This window comes from Micromonospora mirobrigensis, from assembly GCF_900091555.1.
GTDB classification, from domain to species: domain Bacteria; phylum Actinomycetota; class Actinomycetes; order Mycobacteriales; family Micromonosporaceae; genus Micromonospora; species Micromonospora mirobrigensis.
Genome location: NZ_FMCX01000002.1, coordinates 650825 through 667699 on the forward strand (window position 1 = coordinate 650825; position 16875 = coordinate 667699).

The window sequence follows — 16875 nt, forward strand, 5'->3', positions numbered from 1 at the left end:
CTGAACTCCGTGGATCGGACTCGTAATCATGTAATCATGTAATCCGAGACCGCAGGAGGTTGCCGTGTCCCCTCGTACCGCCCCGCACGGGGCTCGCCAGGACCCGCCGCCCGCCGACGGCGCCACCGGCTGGATCACCGGGGCCGTACCGGACGGCTGGTTCGCCGAGCCGCCACAGATCGTCATCGACCGCGACGAGATCATCATCTGGGGGCGTCTCCCCGAACCCCAACTGGCCGACGACGCCACCGACGCCGACCGCACCGCCGCCCGCTCCGGGCGGATCCACCAGTTCCGCGAGGACACCCGCGACGACCGGATCCGGGTGGCCCGGCAGGCCGAGCACCGCTACCGGCGCAAGGTGAGCTGGGGCGTCCGGTGCGGCGACGCCGAACAGCTCTTCTCCCACCTGGCGGCGCCGGTGATGACCCGGCTGCGCCAACCCGAACGACAGATCCTCGACACGCTGGTCGACGCTGGTGTGGCCCGCTCCCGCTCGGAGGCGCTCGCCTGGTGCGTCCGGCTCGTCGGCCGACACACCGACGACTGGCTGTCCCAACTGCGACAGGCCATGTCGACGGTGGACGACCTGCGCCGTCAGGGCCCGGACGGGCTCTGACGGTCCGACCTGCCCGGACACCGGACCGGCGGGTCCGGGGCGGCCACGTCCGCCCCGGACCCGCCGGGTGCGGGCGCGGCCTCCTCCGCCGCCCCGGCGCCGCGGCGGCGGTCCGGATCGCCGGACATTCGGGACCTCAGCCGACCCCGGTGGACGGCGACGCGCACTGACCGAGCACCGTCAGCGCGTCCTTCTCCAACAGCTCGTAGCCGTACTCCCGGCAGATGACCAGCGCCTGCGTCGCGTACGCCCGCACCTGGTCGGTGCCGGTCGCACCGCGCAGCCGGTGGGCCCGGGCCAGACAGATCAACGCCTGCGCCTCGGCATGCCGGGCCCCGTCGCCCCGCGCCAGGGCGAGGACCTGCTGAAGGTGGTCGATCGCCGGGTCGGCGTCCCCGGCCCGCAGGTCGAGCTCGGCCCGGGCCAGCAGGGCGTGGGCCTCGACCCAACGGTCGCCGACCTCGCGGGCGATCCGCAGGGCCTCCGCCGCCTCGCCGCGCGCCTCGCCGAGGTCGCCCGTCGCCCCGTGCACCGCCGCCAGCAGCCGCAGGGTGTCGGCCTCGCAGCTGCGCGCCCGGGCCCGCCGGTGAGTGGTCAGTGCCTGAGCGAGGTAGGTCGACGCCTCGTCGTAGCGGCCGAGCAGCAGATGCGCCTCGCCCAGGCAGCCGTGCGCCGTGCCCTGCCCGTGCCACTCGCCGATCCTGCCCTCGAGCTCCGTGACCTGCTCGCAGTGGCTGATGGCTTCGGCCAACCGGCCCTGCTGGAGGCGGATGTTGCCGAGATTGGCCAGCCGGGCCAGCTGGCCGGCCAACCGGCCGATCCTGGTGTCGATCTCCAGCGCGTCGAGGCTGTACCGGGCGGCCAGGTCCAACCTGCCGGTCTCGAACGAGACGTGGGCCAGGTTGCTCAACGCGCACCCCTCCCCCTCGGCCCAGCCACCCTGCCGGGCGAAGCCGAGCGCGCGCTGGAAGTCGTCGAGCGCTTCGGCGTACCGGCTGGTCGCCAGCAGGACGGTGGCCCGGCTCAGGTACGCGGCGGCCTGCCCCAACGGGTCGTCATCAGCTCGGGCGTGATCCAGGGCGACCTCGGTGACCGGCAGCCACTCCGCCGACGGCGAGGTGAAGTCCAGGTGCCAGCGCAGGTGGTCGGTGAGTCGCCAGGCGGCCGTACGATGTCCCGGCCCGGCCGCCACCACCGCGGCCACCAGGTTGCCTCGCTCGGCCTCCACCCAACTCAGCGCCGCGTCGGCGGTCGGCAGCTCGACCCGGTGCCGCCCGCTCACACTCGCCGGCAACGGCAGCCGGACGACGCTCGGATAGAGCAGACTGGCGGCCCGGTCCATGCTGGACAGGTAGTGGTCGTAGAGGCGGTCGAGCGCGGCCTCCCGGTCGGTGTCCTCGACCAGACCACGCCGCCGGGCGTAGAGGCGGACCAGGTCGTGCCACCGGTAGCGGCCGCGGGCCACCTGCTCCAACAGGTGGGCGCGGGCCAGGGCATCGAGCATCGGCTCGACCTCGGCCACCGGCATGTCGGCCAGGGCCGCGGCAGCCGGCGGGGTGACGACGTCCCCCGGAGCGATGCCCAGCAGCCGGAACAGCCGGCGGGTGGCCGGCGGGTGCGCCTCGTACGAGAGGTCGAAGGCGGCGACGGTGGCGGTCGTGGCGTCACCGGGAACGCCCAGCGCCGCCAGCCGGTCACCGGCCGCGAGTCGCTGGTTGTACTGCCCGATCGGGGTCAGCTCGGCCCGAAGGTTGGCGGCGGCGATGCGGATGGCCAGCGGAAGATAGCCGCAGAGCCGGGCGAGCTCCGCGGTGTCCCGCCCGGGCGCCCCGGGCAGCAGCTCGGCGAGCAGGTCACCGGCCTCGTCCGGGGAGAGCACGTCCAGCGGCAGCCTGACCGCGCCCTCCCGGGCGGTCAGGCCACGTAGCTGCTCGCGGCTGGTGACCAGCACGACGCAGCCGGCCCCGCCGGGCAGCAGCGGACGTACCTGGTCGGGCTCCGCGGCGTTGTCGAGGACCACGAGGATCCGCCGGAGGGCGGTCACGCTGCGGTAGAGCCCGACCGCTTCGTCCAGCTCGGCGGGAACCTGCTCGGGCGGCACGCCCAGGGCCTGGAGGAAGTGGACGAGCGCGGCCATCGGTGTCACCGGCGGTCGTGGCGAGCTGCCACGCAGATCCAGATGGAGCTGGCCGTCGGGGAACCGGTCACGCACCGCGTGCCCCCAGCGGACCGCCAGGGCCGTCTTGCCGACCCCGGCCAGGCCGGTGACGACCACCGGAGGAACGGGCCGCTGCCGGGCCAGGGCGTCCAGGGCCGCCAGCTGGTCGTGGCGGCCGGCGAAGTGGGTGGCCGCGGCCGGCAGCTGCGCCGGGGTCACCGGCCGGACGGCGGGCGCGGCGAGACTCCGGTCGTCGGTGAGCACGGCACGTTCCAGGTCCCGCAGCTCCGGGCCCGGTTCGAGCCCGGTCTCGGTGACCAGTACGTCGCGGACCCGCCGGTACGCCTCAAGTGCCTCCGCGCGGCGCCCGCAGCGGTAGAGCGAGATCATCAGATACCGGCAGAGCCGCTCACGCATCGGATGCGCGTCAACGAGCGCGGCCAGCTCCTCGACGATCTCCCCGTGCTGGCCGAGTTCCAGTTGGGCGGCGAAGCGTTCCTCGTACGCCGCCAGTCGCAACTGCTCCATGCGGGCCGCCTCGGCCGACACGGTGAGCGTGTCGGGCACGTCGGCCAGCGCCGGGCCGCGCCACAGGGCCAGGCCCTCGGACAGCTGCCGCGCCGCATCGGCGACCCGACCCTCGGCGGCCTCCCGCTTCCCGGCGCGTACCATCCGCTCGAACACCTGGATGTCCACCGCGTCCTCGCCGGTCACCAGCTCGTAGCCGGCCGCACGGCTGACCAGTTCGCCGGCCTCACCCGCGCCGAGCAACCGACGCAGCCGCATGACGTAACCGTTGACGGCGCTGGTCGCCGTCCGGGTCGGCCGCCCGCCCCAGATCTCGTGGACCAGTCGGTCCCTGCTCACTGGCCGCCCGGCCTCGGCCAGCAGCACGGCCAGCACGATGCGGTGGTGAGGCGCGCGGATCGGTGTCCACTGTGCGCCGTCCCAGATCCGCATCGGTCCCAGCGCCCTTATCCGCACCGCCCAGTCCCATCGCTTCACCGCGGACTCATCGACGAATTATCACCCCTGGCTACGTTCCCCGCGAGGCGTAGCGGCGCGGATCGGCGCCGTACGCCCCGGCTGACAGCCCGAGAGGAGACGCCAGCTCATGAGATCCGCGTTACGACCGAGTGGCAAGGCATGGGGGGCCGGCACCGCGGCCCTGGCGGCGGTGGCCGTCCTCAGCCTCATGCTGGGAACCGGTGTCCACGTCGGGGCCCCCGAGCCGCTGACCATCAGCCCGGTCGCGGCCCAGCCCGGCGCCGACCCGGGAATCTGCACCCGCGACATCACCTACCGGGGAGTGCCCACCCGGTGGACCTTCGACCCCTGCATCCCGGACGGGGAGCCGCTGCCCGCCGACGTGCACCAGGCGTTGGAGCAGGACTGGCGGGACGAGCAGGACTGCCCGCCGGCGACCCCGACCGCGACGAACACCCCGGTGCAGCCGACCGTGGCCGGGACCCGGGCCGCGGTCGGGGTGGCGCCACAGGCCGTCGGGACGTACCCGAGCGGTCCCACCGGCAGCCCGAGCCCTCCGGCGAGCAGCAGCCCGAGCGGCAGTCCCTCGCCATGCCCCAGCTCGCCGTCCGGGCCGAGCGGCAGCCCGAGCGGGTCCCCGTCGGCCAGCCCGAGCACCTCACCCTCGACCAGTCCGAGCGGGTCTCCCTCGGCCAGCCCCAGCGGCTCCCCCTCGGCGAGTCCGAGCGGTTCTCCGTCGGCCACCCCCAGCGGCTCCCCGTCGCCCTCCAGCAGCGCCAGCAGCTCACCGTCCGGCAGCCCCAGCGGCTCCCCGTCGGGCAGCCCGTCGGGCAGCCCGTCGGGGAGCCCGAGCGGATCACCCTCCGGCAGCCCCAGCGCCTCCCCGTCGACCAGCCCCAGCGGGACCGCGACGGGCACCCCGAGCCAACCGCCCACCATCGGGCCGACGTGGCCGACGGACCCGCCCCCCAGCCCGACGCCCGCCCCGCCGTGCCCGAGCAACGCGGCGGACGAGAGTCTGACCGAGGCACGAAAGGACCGCTACTGCCCGCCGAACCGCAACCCGTCGCAGCCGGTGGTGCTGGTGGCCACCGGGGACTCGGTCACCTCCGCCCACCTGCAGTTCATGAACGCGTTTCCGATGGGGGCCTGCGTCGGCAACACGAGAGCCGACTTCCGTGGTCTGCCCGGCAACGACATGCTGTTCAGCTACGCCGGCAAGTACGCCATCAACCGGAACCAGCGGGTCGTGGAGTACTACAACTTCGCCCGCACCGGCTACGGCACCGGCCAGATCCTCGGGGCGGGTCCGGGGCACCAGGACGCCTGCGGGAACGCCTGGGCCAGGAACTGGCCACCGATCGATCTGGCCACCAGGGCCATCCGGCAGGCCAAGGCGGACCGCAAGGCCGCCTACTACGTCAGCACGGGCGGGGTGAACAACACCAGCTGGACGACCCTGCTGAAGGCCCTCGCCAGCTGTGGACTGATGGACCACTACCGGTTCCTCATGCAGAAGCACTTCACCGAGAACAAGCTGCCCCTCCAGGCGCAGATGGACTGGTTCGACCGGGCCGGCAACCTCATCGCCAAGTCCGACGTCATCGCGGGCGGCGCGTGCCACGGCAAGATCGTCGGTGACGTCTCCGGGATCCGGTACATCCACCACCGGGTCGAGGTCCCCGTCTGGGACGGTCCCGCCCTCTACCCCCAGATCAAGACGGATGTCGAGGACATCGCCGACCAGGTGCTCACCGCCGGCGCCGACAAGGTGGTGTGGATGGGCTACTACGACATCAGCCCGGCCCGGTTCGACGTCGGCCTGCTCGCCGAGCAGTACCGGGTGAACCTCGCCAAGGACCTGCTCGGCTTCCTACCCGGGCAGATTCCCTCGCAGGAGCGGGACCTGATCGACGACCCGGGATGGAAGGCGACCGTCGCGCAGTGGACGAACCAGCTCAACACGGTGATCCGCAGCGGGCTGCCGGACCAGGCGAACGTGCGGTTCGCCCCGGCTCCGGCGCTCGGGGTCACCGACCTCCAGAAGACCGCCTTCGGCGGATCCCCCCACCCCAACGAGCCGGGTCACGACAAGCTGGCCGCGGCGCTGGCCGCGACCTTCAACTGATCCGCGCCTGACCCGGTCCGCCCGGGGCCCGCCGCTTTCCTGGTGCTGGGCCCCGGAAGGCCGCCGAGGGCGGCGGGGGCGGACAGGGGATCGACACGGGCCCTTGACAGCAGATGAATTGCTTTCGTTAGATACTGCTGCGGTGAAATGCCGACCGCACCTGCGGCAGGTCAAAATCATGGGGGTGTCTGTGCCGAAGGGCATGTTCACAAGAGGCGTGGCGAGAACCGCCTTGTTCGTACTGGCGCTGTGCGCCGGAGTGGTGGCGGCACCGACCGCGGCCAGTGCGGCCTACTACAACACCTACAGCACCGTCGCGACGCTCGGCAACGCGAACGGCTGCTATTCCGCGCAGGGATTCGGCGTGGGGTCCACCTACACCTACTCGGTGAAGGTCAACGGCGACAACACCAAGGCCGTCATCTACCGCACCAACATGAGCGACGGGACCACCACGCTCATGACCAACGGCGACAACGGGTCCAGCTACACGACCGCGCTCGGCCACGCCAACGACGTCGCGCTGCACTCGAACGCCGGCAACTACTACATGTTCGTCGTCACGATGGAAGCCGGCAGCGCGAGCCTCGTGAAGCTGAAGTACGTGGGGGCCACCTACTACAAGGTGGGTAGCTACACGATCGCGTACGGCGGCGCGGGCAAGGCGATGTCCGGTATGAAGATCACCGGCAAGGACGCGAGCAACATCTACTTCCTCTTCAAGAGCGGTCGGACCTTCTACCGAGGCTCACTGCCGCTGAACGCGACCAGTGGCACCATCAACACGACCTACGGTTTCTACGTGAATATCGAGGATGCCCTGGTCAACGGCAGCACCGTCTCGAACATCACCTCGTACGTGACCCAGGGGATCGGCTACCACAACAACACGTTGTATTACCCGCTGACCTACAACAATGTCAGCATCGTGCTCGTCTATCGCAACGTCTCGACCGCCTCGGGAACGATTTACGCGGACAGCGGCCTGTCGTTCAGGATCACGTCCAGCGCATATTCCGACCTCTTCGAGATCGAGGGGCTCGGCGTCGCCAACGGGGACAAGCTCTGGTTCAACACCAACCGAAGGGCCAATCCCGACGACACGACCAGCGACGGCGTGCACTACTTCAACGACTACAGCGCCGTCTGACCTCGCGCCTTGATGACGGCCCGTCGTGAACGGCGGGCCGGGAACGTGGAAGCGCCCCCTGGGCCGGAAGGGTGGGACCCGTCGAGGGTCTCGGCGATCCGGAACAGGGGGCGCTTCGTTGCTTCGCGCCGCAGGAGGGAGGCCGAACGGTCGCCCCTACCGCAGGGCGGCCGCGAGCGCTTCGGCGTTCTTCCTGTCCACCCGGGGGAAGGTCAGCGCGACACCGTCACCGAGTGCGCCGAAGGCGATCCGCAGCAGGGTGACGACGCCCGGCTTGACCTCGGCGAGCGAGATCTGGTCGCGGGGCACCTCGCCGATGACCTTCTTGCCGGGTCCACCCAGGAACGTCTGCGTCAGGAAGATCAGTCGACGGTCGGTGAGCACCACGAACTGCTTGCTGCTGGAGGAGAGCAGGGCGGCGCCGAGCGCGCCCCCGCCCTGCTGCTTCAGCGTCTGGCTCACCACCGTCTCGAGCCGACCGGACGCGAACCTCCCGACGACGGCGCGGGTCGCCGCTACCGGCTGCTCGCCCGGCTGCAGGATCGACGCCACCTGCTCGAAGGCACGGGTCTCAAGCTTCTGCTGCACTGTGGCTCCGTACTCTGGTGATGATCGTGATCGCGCCAGACACTAACCGCCCGGAGCCACTGCCCCATCGGTCGGTCGGCGGCCAGGTCATGACCGAACGGCCTGGCCGGCCTGCACGGGCTCGCCCGACCCGGGCGGGCCGACGACCGGCGCCGTCACGATCCCCGGCACCGCGGGCTCGTCACCGGCTGCCTCGCCTGGTCGAGCGACTCCGCGCTGCCGCACCCGGTCGCGCTGTCCGGGCTCACCGCGTGACGGGGCTGACGGCGAGTGCCGCGGTCAGTGCCGACCCGCCCCCTCGTCGAGCAGGTCCGGCTCATCCCGGACGATCTCGTCGTAGAGGAGCTGGAAGCTGAACCGGGACAGTTGGGCGTCGCCGAAGCCGTCCTTGGCCGCCACTGCCTGCTCGTGGCTCATGACCTTTCCGACGCCGGCCGCGGCGACCAGCAGCTGGACCTGCGCGCAGCTGTCGTACGTGATGAACCAGTGCACGGCCTCCTCGATCGATCCCCCTACGGTGATCAGTCCGTGGTAGGTCAGCAGGATGGCCCGCTTGTCGCCGAGCCGCTCCGCGATGTCCGCGCCTTGTTCGACGGTGACGGAAGGGCCCTGGTAATCGGTGTAGAGCACCTGGTCCTGGTAAAAGGCGGCGGACTCCTGATCCATCGGTTCGAGCAGGCGGCCCAACGTCCCGAGCGCACGGGAGTGTGTGGTGTGGGCGTGGGCCGCGGCCTCGGCACCGGGATTGAGCGCATGAATGCGTGAGTGGATGACGAACGCACTCGGATTGACGGCATGCCTGCCCTCGACCACCCTGCCCGTGTCGTCGACGCAGATCAGGTCGCCGACGGTGACCAGCCTGAAGGACACGCCGAACGGGTTCACCCAGAACCGGTCCGGGTGCTCGGGATCCCGGACCGAGATGTGGCCGGAGATGCCCTCGCCGAAGCCGTACCTGCCGAAGATCCGCAGGGCGGCTGCCAGCCGTTGCTTGCGGTGTCTCCGCTCGTCGTCGACGCGGTCGAAGGTCGGCCTGCTCGGGATCGGCAGCCCGGTGTGGGTGCCAGCCAGGTACGCGGGGCGCAGGCCCTCGGTTGTCGTCATTCTTCCTCCAGGGTTACCCGAGTCGGCTCGGACCGGCCGAACCGGCAGTGGTCAGGCGGGTTGCAGGACCGTGGCGTCAGCGGCAGCGGGCGATCCCGAGGACCTGCCCACATCGTTGATCAGCGCGGTGACGATGTCGGTCGCCCGATCAACCAGTGACTGCACGCCGAAGGTGAAGAACAAGCTGCCGGCGGCGGGGTCACCGAGCGCGAAGAGCCGCTGCTGTAGCCGCCCCTCCGCGATGAGCCGGCTCGAGCGCGGGTCCACACAGAGGCCGCCGTTCGGGTGCAGCTCGGCGAGGCCCGCCCGGACCAGGGAGCGGAAGAGCGGTTCAGCGCTCTCGGCCATCGGGCGGGCACGGGCGTTGATGGCGTTGATCACGTGATCGGCCCGGTAGGTGCCGCCGCGCGCGACGAGGCGGAAACCGTCCCCGGGAACCGAGGTGACCTCGCGCAATCCGCCGATCACCGTGACCTGGCCGCTCTCCAGCAGATCGAGCAGGGTGGCGGCCGTGACCGGCGGCATCGGGCAGCACAGGCTCATCAGCGTCGGCTGGTGGGTGCCCAGCACCGTCGAGCGCTCAGCCGCGGAGAGCAGCGGCCAGAGATCCGGGCCCGCCTCCGGGACCGCCCGCTGCAGAATACGGAGCCCCAAGGCCGGCGAGTCGACCTCGGCCAGTTGTCGGCGCAGTCGGGCCACGGGGTTCTCTGCCCTGACCGCCCGGATCTCGGCCTCGACGAGGCCCGTGTCCTCACCCGCTTCGATCAGCTCAGCACGCACGATGCCGACGAGGTCGACCAACTTGAGCGGCCCCCGCTCGGCAACGAAACGGAGGTGCTCCGGAGTGCAATGTCGCAGGGTGAGCTGGACCGGTCGCTGCCGGACGCTCGGCAGCACGCCGCTTCGGGACGTGAGGTGGATCGGACCCCGGTGCCCCTGGGACGTCAGGGCGAGCACCATGTCGACCGCCGTCAGCCCGCTGCCCAGTATCGACACGGCTGCGTCGGGATCGATGCCCGCCAGTGACGACCGGGCCGGGTAGGGGTTGGCGACGTAGCCCGGTGCGCCGCTGATCGGGTACGCGTCGGGGGGCTGACCAGCCCCCACGGCGACCACCGCGTAGTCCACCGTGACCCGGGTCGCGTCCCCGGTCACCAGCGTCAGCCCTCGTTCCGCCGGTGAGATCCGCTCCACCCGCTCCCGTACCACGTCCACCCGCCAACCCTGAGCGGTCAGGGCGGTCAAGCAGGAGCCGGCGCTGTACGACAGATAGTCGCCATACATCTCCCGAGAGAAGAAGTACGACTGCACAACGGGGTCGAAGAAGGGAGACAGCTCGGCGGTCAGCGCATTCTGCTCCTCCAGCCACGCCCGGAAATGGTTCTTCTCGTCGGCGCGTACGGACATTTCTTCGGGTGGTACATTGATCCGCAGCACGGGAAGGTCGGCCTGATAGGGCTTACCTCGCCACAGCTTTTCTCCAATGTCGAAAACCGTAACCATACCGGGTGACATTCCTGCGTTCGCGAGTGCGCTGAGCAGGCATACCGCGGATGGCCCCCCACCAATGACTCCGATGCTCCATGACGACATCGCAATCCCCCGTCACCCTGACGTGAACTGGCTGCTACCGATGAGTCCCGGGTGGACCGGCGCAGCGTACCGAACCAGCGCTCCCTCCGCGGCCTTGGTCACCCTGCCGCTTCGCTGACCCTCCACTCAGGGCAATGCGCGATGGACGACCGACGCGAGGCGCACTCGGAAGACGTTGGCTCCCGACCTTAGCCCTGCATGTTTGGTCTAGGTCTAGTGCTAGTTCTAGTTCTAGTTCTGCACCGATCTTGACCGGCTTCACACCCGTCGGGCTAAATAGATCTGCCGGCGCGACGGCCGTGGCTCGCTCCGCTGCCATCGGGAAGAACGGAGAATCCGTCCGGGCGGCACGTTGGCAGGCGATGCCACTTGCACATAGTCGGGAGGCAATCGGATGGGTGTGGCGCACGAGGGAGAGCAGGCCGTCCAACGCCTGGCAGGCGAGGGCGCTCCCGGCTGGGGTTCACCGATGTTCGACGGGAGCATCGGCGGCTTCGCCGCGTTCATCCGGCAGCAACGTCTGGTGGCGTTGTCCGGGAGGGACGCCGAGGGAGCCGTATGGTGCACGGTCCTCACCGGCGACGAGGGGTTCGTCGAACCCGTCGACGACCGGACGATCGTCGTTCACGCTCTCCCACCGCCGGGGGATCCGCTGCGGGACGCCTTCGTCCAGCCGGGCAGCTTCGGCATGGTGGTCCTCTCGCCGCCGACTCTTCGCCGCGTGAAGGTGGCCGGCACCGCCCGCCGAGAGGGAGATGGTCTGGTGCTGCGTACTGAGCAGGTGCTCGGCAACTGCCCGAAGTACCTCCAGATGCGTACGGTCATCGACGACAGCGCTGCGCGGGCCGCTCCCCTCGCGACAGTTGCCCGGGAGCTGAGCGCAGATCAGCAGGCCATGGTGCGTTCGGCGGACACGTTCTTCATCGGCAGCCACGCCGCAGGACACGGCGCCGACGCCAACCACCGCGGCGGGTTGCCTGGTTTCGTCGCCGTGACCGGCCCGCGGAGCCTGAGCTGGCCGGACTATCTCGGAAACTCCTTCTTCATGACGCTGGGCAACATCCAGCTCGATCCCCGGTGCGGACTGGCCTTTCTGGACTGGGAGACCGGCCGGACGCTGCAGCTCAGCGGGACCGCGAGCATCAACTGGGACCAACCGCGCGCCCGTGAGTTTCCCGGAGCACGGCGCCTGATCGAGTTCGAGACAAGCCACGTGGTGGACATCGAGCGGGCCAGCCGGCTGCGCTGGCAACTGCTTGGCCGCTCCCGCTTCAACCCACCGGTCTCCGGGCCGGCCGCCTCGCACACCTCGCGCCCCGTCGATGCCCCGTGACCGCGCCGGGACGAGGATCCGGGGGCTCGGTGCTCGACGGTGGACCGCCACCGGAATCTCCGCAAGCAGTTCTCGGTGACGCTCTCCTCGCCGCGGCGCGGCTGCCGGAAGCGGGCCACATCGTGTATCTGGACCACGGCAGGGAGCGGCGCCAGACGTATGGGGAGCTGCTGGATGCGGCGCGGCGCGTGCTCACCGGGCTGCGGCGAGGAGGTGTGCGACCGGGTGACAAGGTGATCCTGCAGATCGACGACGACCGGGACCTGCTGAGTACGTTCTGGGCGTGCGTCCTGGGTGGTTTCGTGCCCGCCCCGACGACGCCGCGCCCTCCGGTGGACACCCGCCTGTCCCCCGAGGCCTGGCTGGCCCGGGTGTGGGACGCGCTCGACCGCCCGTGGGTCGTCACGGGGAGTGCCGTTGAGCCGGACGTGTCGATCGTCGACTCCTGGCTGGGCGCGGCCCCGGCGCTGGCCCACAATGCCGCGGCCACCCACCTCCGCCGGGCCCGGTCCGACGACATCGCCACGCTGCTGCTCACCTCAGGCAGCACGGGCGCGCCCAAGGCGGTGATGCTGAGCCATCACAACATCATCAGCAGGTCGACCGCGACCATCCAGGTTCGCCAGCTCTCGTGGGCCAGTCGGACCTTCAACTGGATGCCGTTGGACCACGTCGGTGGCCTTGTCATGTTCCATGTCCGTGACACCCTGCTCGGCTGCCACCAGGTGCACGCCCGGACCGGGTGGATCCTGGCGGAGCCCCTGCGATGGCTCGACCTGATCAGCGAGCATGAATGTGACACCACCTGGGCCCCCAACTTCGCATTCAACCTCATCGTCGACCGCGAGAACGAACTGCGCGGCCGGCCATGGAACCTGAGCCGGCTGCGGTACATCATGAACGGCGGCGAGTCGATCAAGGCGAGAACGGCGCACCGGCTGCTGGCACTGCTCGCTCCGTACGGCCTACCGGCCACGGCGATGCACCCCGGATGGGGCATGTCGGAGACCTCGTCCGGGGTCGTGGACGCGGTTTTCGACCCCGACACGCAACCGGCGGACGGCCGCTACGTGCCGGTGGGGGCCCCGCACCCCGGCGTCCGTCTCCGGGTCGTCGACGACGAGGGAAACGTAGTGCCGCAGGGAGTGTCGGGGCGGCTCGAGGTCAGCGGAGCCCCGATCACGTCCGGCTACTATGGCGACCCTCCTGGGAACCCACAGTCGTTCACTCCGGATGGCTGGTTCAAGACCGGCGACCTTGCGGTCATCCGCGACGGATCCCTCACGGTGACCGGACGCGCCGACGACGTCCTGGAGATCGATGGCATCAGATACCACGGTCACGAGATCGAGGCAGCCGTCGAGGAACTGCCGTTCGTGGAGCCGTCGTACACCGTCGCGTGCCCGGTCGAGGGCGAGCGAGGAGAGCGGACCGCCCTCGTGGTCTTCTTCCACCCCCGCTCCGGCGTGGCCGGGGACGGGGAGCGGGCGCAGATCAGCGAGCTGGTTCGGGTGCGCTTCGGGCTGCCCGTCGCGCGGGTCGCACCGGTTGCTCGCGAGGACGTCCCGAAGACCGGTGTGGGCAAGCTCCGTCGGGCACGAATGCTGGAGTCACTGCCAAGGGACGTCTCGTGATCCCGGCGTCCCGTAGGCCGGCGCCGGACGGCCACCGGCGGGCCATCCGCACCGGCCGCCCGCAGATGTTGAAGCTCACCCAAGAGCGGTCGCGTCGATGACCTCTTCGGATCCGCGCGGTACGCTGCACCGCCTCTGATCTGCGGAAACGAGAACCTGTAGGTCGGGGTGGGTGCAGTTGAACTCCGCTGGGTGCCGTTGGACGCTGTTCAACGCCGTTCGGTGCACCCGTCTGCTGCGAGCCCTCTCCCCCGAACTCGGCGCGAGCCCGCCGTCGGCTGGTCGGCGAGCATGGCTCCCGGGCGCAGGCGCGCTCCTGAGTGGTCGCCCGACGCGCGGTGTTGCTCCCTCAACTTCGACGCGGTCGCCACGTCGACCGGGCTTTGTCCGCCAGCCCCCCGGTCCCTTGTGGCCCGTCAGCCAGCTCGCCGGGTCGATCGGGACGGGCCCACCTGGCGCTCCAGTCGCCGTTCGGCGATCTCGGCTGAGGCATTTCGCCGGAGCGGGCAGACGCCACGGCCATCTACGAAGGCTTTCCCGATGTCGGCGGAGCTGTGGCAAGTGTTTGGAAGCAGGGGCGCAGTAGGTCGATGATCTGCTCGGGTGAGGCGTCCGCGAGGTGCGTGAGGCGCAGCAGGTGTCGCTCGGCTATCACGCCGTGGACGATCGCGCTGAGCAGGCCCGCGCGTAGGTGGGCGTCGGGCGCGGAGATTGCCTCGGTGAGTTGGTTGAGCTGGGGCTTTCCGGCGGCCCGGTAACGATCGGCGGCATCGGCGTTCGTGAGCATCGAGCGCAGCAGCGCCAGGGAGGCCGCCGGCTCGTCGGTCAGGCGCCGGCGCAGCGACGTCAGCAGCGCCTCGGCCACCTCCCCTGAGGTGCCGCCGGGCAACTCGTCGGCGGGCACCTCGACGGCCCGGGCGAAGAGCAGGTCCTTGCTGCCGAAGTAGTGCATGACCAGGCCGGCGTCGACACCGGCAGCGGACGCCACAGCCCGGATCGTGGTCCGCTCGTAGCCGAGCTCGGCGAAGATCTGGCGGGCCGCGGCGAGGATGCGTTCCTCGCTCTGGAGGCGCTGCTGCGCCCGGGTGGGGCGGGCGCTCGGTTCGGTCACGGGTTCATTCTACGGTTGTTGACCGGCGGCTCCATACGTCCTACGCTCGTTCAATCAACGGGCGTTGAACGAAAGGAGGTGCCATGACCGCCACGTCACGCGAAGTCGTCGAGCAGATCCTGCGCGCAAGCCGCGAGCAGGACACCGAAAGGTTCGTCGACCTGTTCGCGCCGGACGGCTATATCGAGTGGCCGTACCTACCAGCAGGCATACCGGGTCGCGTGGAGGGGCGCGACCAGATCCGAGAGTTTCTGACCGCGCACGCCAACGGCCTCGTCAAGTTCGACGAGTACCGCGACACGGTCATCCACGAAACCACCGACCCGCAGGTGGTGATCGTCGAGTATGAAGCTCACGGCACCGTGATCCCCACCGGCGCATCGTTGCACCAGAAGATCATCGCCGTCCTGCGGATCAGGGACGGCCTGGTCGTCGCGTACCGCGACTACCTCAACCCCCTGGTGTTGGCCGAAACCCTGGCCAGCGTCGGCAACGTTCAGTGACGATCTCGCTCGGAGTCTTGTCCGGTGCTGGGCTGCTTCGCGGGCCGGTTCGCTCGCGTGGAGCCGCGTCGTACGGCGGGACAGTTCGTGACCGGGCTGCTGTCCGATCTTGAGGTCAAGACGTGCCGGCAGTTGGCCGAGCAGGCCGAACATGCCCGTCCGGATGCGATGCGGCCGACTGTTGTACCGGGCGGTGTGGGACGCCGACGCCGTCCGCGACGACTGGCGGCAGTTGGTCACCTCCCGGTTCGGTGGTCCGGACGCGGTCCTGGTCGTTGACGAAACCGAGGGCCGGAAGACCCCTTGGCCGACAACGAGATCACCTCGTCCTCGACTCCGGACGACCGGCACTGACGCTGACGCACGATCTGCGGCTCGAAGCTGCCGTCACGGTCACTGGGGCACCTCGATCTGCACCGGACCGGCCTCGTCAGCACTGTCATCAGGTGCTGCTCCTTGTTCAGGAGTTACACCGATCGTCTTACAGTCCCCGTCGTCGACGTGTTCGCCGGCGCCGGCCGACTGCCGCTCTGACAGCCGGCCCACCGGTGTCGCCGCGCACACCCGCCGGCCCGCGTGCCGCCGGTGCGGGCTCAGGTGGTCGTACCGCCCGCATCGGGAGATGCCGGTGGCTCGGCTGGCCGGCACAGACGTGGTCCGCCACCGCTGCCGGATCGCACGCCTCACCCGGGCCAGCCTGCAAGAGCCGGCCCCGCGCTCAGAGCACCCCGCTGAGGCGGCCCCGCCAACCGGCCAGCACCGCACCCGCGTCGGTGTCCAGCACCTCGTCGAGCAGGGTGGCGTAGACGTCACGGAAGTCGGTGGTGAACCTCAGGTCGCCGTCGTCGAGGTCGGTGAGGCTCGGCGGCGCGCCGTGCAGCCCACCTCGCACCGCGGTCCCGAGCAGCAGCAGATTCGAGGCGGTCCCGTGGTCGGTGCCGTCGGAGCCGTTGGCCCGTACCCGGCGACCGAACTCCGAGTAGACCGCCACCACCACCTTCCGGCCGGCGTCGGTGCGCGCCATCCGGTCGGCGAAGCGGCTCAGCGCCCGGTCCAACTGCCCGAGCAGCACCTCCTGGAGCTGCTTCTCGTCGGCGTGGGTGTCGAAGCCGCCCAGCGACACCGAGAAGACCCGGGTGGACACCTGCGCCTCGACACACTGGGCAACCAGGTCGAGCTGGGCGTCGAGCGGGGTGCGGGCGCCGCCGGTCGCGGTGGCCGGCGCGGCTTCCTCGTCGCTGTCCTGCTCCTCGGCGGCGTCCGCGTCGCGTACCTGGCGGATCATCTCGTCCACGGAGCGCAGGTCGGCGAAGCAGGCGGCGGCGCGGGCCCGGGCCGCGGACTCGCCCGACGCGGTGGCCGCGAACGCCGCCAGCGTCTGGTCGGCCAGGCCCCTGGCCGCCTTGCCTCCGGCCACGGGCACCGACGCTCCGGCGCCGTGCTCACCGGCCAGCAGGGGCGGCAGGGCCGGTTCGAAGGAGACCGCCAGTCGCGGATCAGCGCCGACATGGTCGAGCCACCGGCCCAGCCAGCCGGTCGTGCCGGGCCGCTCCGGCTGGGCGGTGTGCCAGATGTCCATGGACCGGAAGTGACTGCGGTCCGGCTTCGGGTAGCCGACGCCGCGGACCACCGCCAGCCGCCCCTCGCCGTACAGCCGGTGCAACCCGGTCAGGGCCGGGTTGAGCCCGAACTCGTCGTCCAGCCGCTTCACCGCCTCCGCCGGATACGCCAGCTCCGGGCGGGCGTCCCGGTAGGCCGGGTCGGCGTACGGGATCACCGTGTTCAGGCCGTCGTTGCCGCCGTACAAAGTGACCAGGACCAGTGTTTTCGCCTGCGGGTCCCGGTCACCCGCCGTGTCCAGCAGGTCGTCGAGCCGGTACGCGGCAGCGCCGGCGGCCAGCGCGGTCGCGCCGACCACACCGCTGGCCACCAGGAACCGCCGCCGGGTCAGGATGTCCATGCCTCGC

Annotated in this window: 13 protein-coding genes and 2 pseudogenes; 7 read left to right on the forward strand and 8 right to left on the reverse strand. The window is 70.6% G+C overall.

Annotated features, from left to right (window positions below):
• The first annotated feature begins 64 nt into the window (after positions 1-64).
• The gene (locus GA0070564_RS10270; protein ID WP_091606373.1) at positions 65-619 is read left to right on the forward strand and encodes a hypothetical protein; all 555 of its coding nucleotides are present in this window, start codon (positions 65-67) and stop codon (positions 617-619) included.
• A gap of 136 nt (positions 620-755) precedes the next feature.
• Here GA0070564_RS10270 and GA0070564_RS10275 read toward each other — a convergent pair whose 3' ends face one another.
• Together GA0070564_RS10275 and GA0070564_RS10280 are read right to left on the reverse strand one after the other, a co-directional pair.
• Entirely contained in the window at positions 756-3782 is a 3027-nt protein-coding gene (locus tag GA0070564_RS10275) for an AfsR/SARP family transcriptional regulator (RefSeq protein WP_141714739.1), read from the reverse strand.
• Positions 3783-4076: 294 nt separating this feature from the next.
• A complete protein-coding gene (locus GA0070564_RS10280; protein WP_141714740.1) occupies positions 4077-4682 on the reverse strand; it encodes a hypothetical protein in 606 nt (201 codons plus the stop codon).
• Positions 4683-4848: 166 nt separating this feature from the next.
• Here GA0070564_RS10280 and GA0070564_RS10285 point away from each other — a divergent pair, with 166 nt between their 5' ends.
• Positions 4849-5892 (forward strand): hypothetical protein, encoded by a 1044-nt coding sequence (locus GA0070564_RS10285; RefSeq protein WP_141714741.1) that lies wholly within the window; start codon positions 4849-4851, stop codon positions 5890-5892.
• A gap of 184 nt (positions 5893-6076) precedes the next feature.
• Positions 6077-7042, forward strand: a complete 966-nt coding sequence (locus GA0070564_RS10290) for a hypothetical protein (protein ID WP_245669895.1) — start codon at positions 6077-6079, stop codon at positions 7040-7042.
• Between the two features lie 156 nt (positions 7043-7198).
• Here the strand turns inward: GA0070564_RS10290 and GA0070564_RS10295 are convergent, their stop codons facing one another.
• The 3 genes from GA0070564_RS10295 to GA0070564_RS10305 all read right to left on the reverse strand — a co-directional run bounded on the left by GA0070564_RS10295 (position 7199) and on the right by GA0070564_RS10305 (position 10327).
• Positions 7199-7630 (reverse strand): PH domain-containing protein, encoded by a 432-nt coding sequence (locus tag GA0070564_RS10295; protein ID WP_091606382.1) that lies wholly within the window; start codon positions 7628-7630, stop codon positions 7199-7201.
• 279 nt (positions 7631-7909) lie between these two features.
• Positions 7910-8734 carry a class II aldolase/adducin family protein gene (locus GA0070564_RS10300; protein ID WP_091606385.1) on the reverse strand — a complete coding sequence of 275 codons (825 nt, stop codon included), beginning with the start codon at positions 8732-8734 and terminating at the stop codon, positions 7910-7912.
• Between the two features lie 51 nt (positions 8735-8785).
• Entirely contained in the window at positions 8786-10327 is a 1542-nt protein-coding gene (locus GA0070564_RS10305) for an FAD/NAD(P)-binding protein (protein ID WP_091606388.1), read from the reverse strand.
• Between the two features lie 394 nt (positions 10328-10721).
• Here GA0070564_RS10305 and GA0070564_RS10310 point away from each other — a divergent pair, with 394 nt between their 5' ends.
• Positions 10722-11660, forward strand: a complete 939-nt coding sequence (locus GA0070564_RS10310; RefSeq protein WP_091606391.1) for a pyridoxamine 5'-phosphate oxidase family protein — start codon at positions 10722-10724, stop codon at positions 11658-11660.
• 29 nt (positions 11661-11689) lie between these two features.
• On the forward strand, positions 11690-13294 hold the full coding sequence (locus GA0070564_RS10315) for an AMP-binding protein (RefSeq protein WP_176730624.1): 1605 nt from the start codon (positions 11690-11692) through the stop codon (positions 13292-13294).
• 523 nt (positions 13295-13817) lie between these two features.
• Here the strand turns inward: GA0070564_RS10315 and GA0070564_RS10320 are convergent.
• The gene (locus GA0070564_RS10320; protein WP_091606397.1) at positions 13818-14405 is read right to left on the reverse strand and encodes a TetR/AcrR family transcriptional regulator; all 588 of its coding nucleotides are present in this window, start codon (positions 14403-14405) and stop codon (positions 13818-13820) included.
• A gap of 83 nt (positions 14406-14488) precedes the next feature.
• Between GA0070564_RS10320 and GA0070564_RS10325 the strand changes: the two genes are divergently transcribed.
• The gene (locus tag GA0070564_RS10325; RefSeq protein WP_091606400.1) at positions 14489-14908 is read left to right on the forward strand and encodes a nuclear transport factor 2 family protein; all 420 of its coding nucleotides are present in this window, start codon (positions 14489-14491) and stop codon (positions 14906-14908) included.
• A gap of 27 nt (positions 14909-14935) precedes the next feature.
• Positions 14936-15194 (forward strand): annotated as a pseudogene (locus GA0070564_RS30565) (transposase); the annotation flags it as partial.
• A 13-nt stretch (positions 15195-15207) separates the two neighbouring features.
• Here the strand turns inward: GA0070564_RS30565 and GA0070564_RS28835 are convergent.
• Positions 15208-15337, reverse strand: a pseudogene (locus GA0070564_RS28835) (transposase); the annotation flags it as partial.
• A gap of 289 nt (positions 15338-15626) precedes the next feature.
• Complete coding sequence (locus GA0070564_RS10330) at positions 15627-16868, reverse strand: DUF1501 domain-containing protein (RefSeq protein ID WP_091606403.1); 1242 nt, start codon at positions 16866-16868, stop codon at positions 15627-15629.
• Positions 16869-16875: the final 7 nt, after the last annotated feature.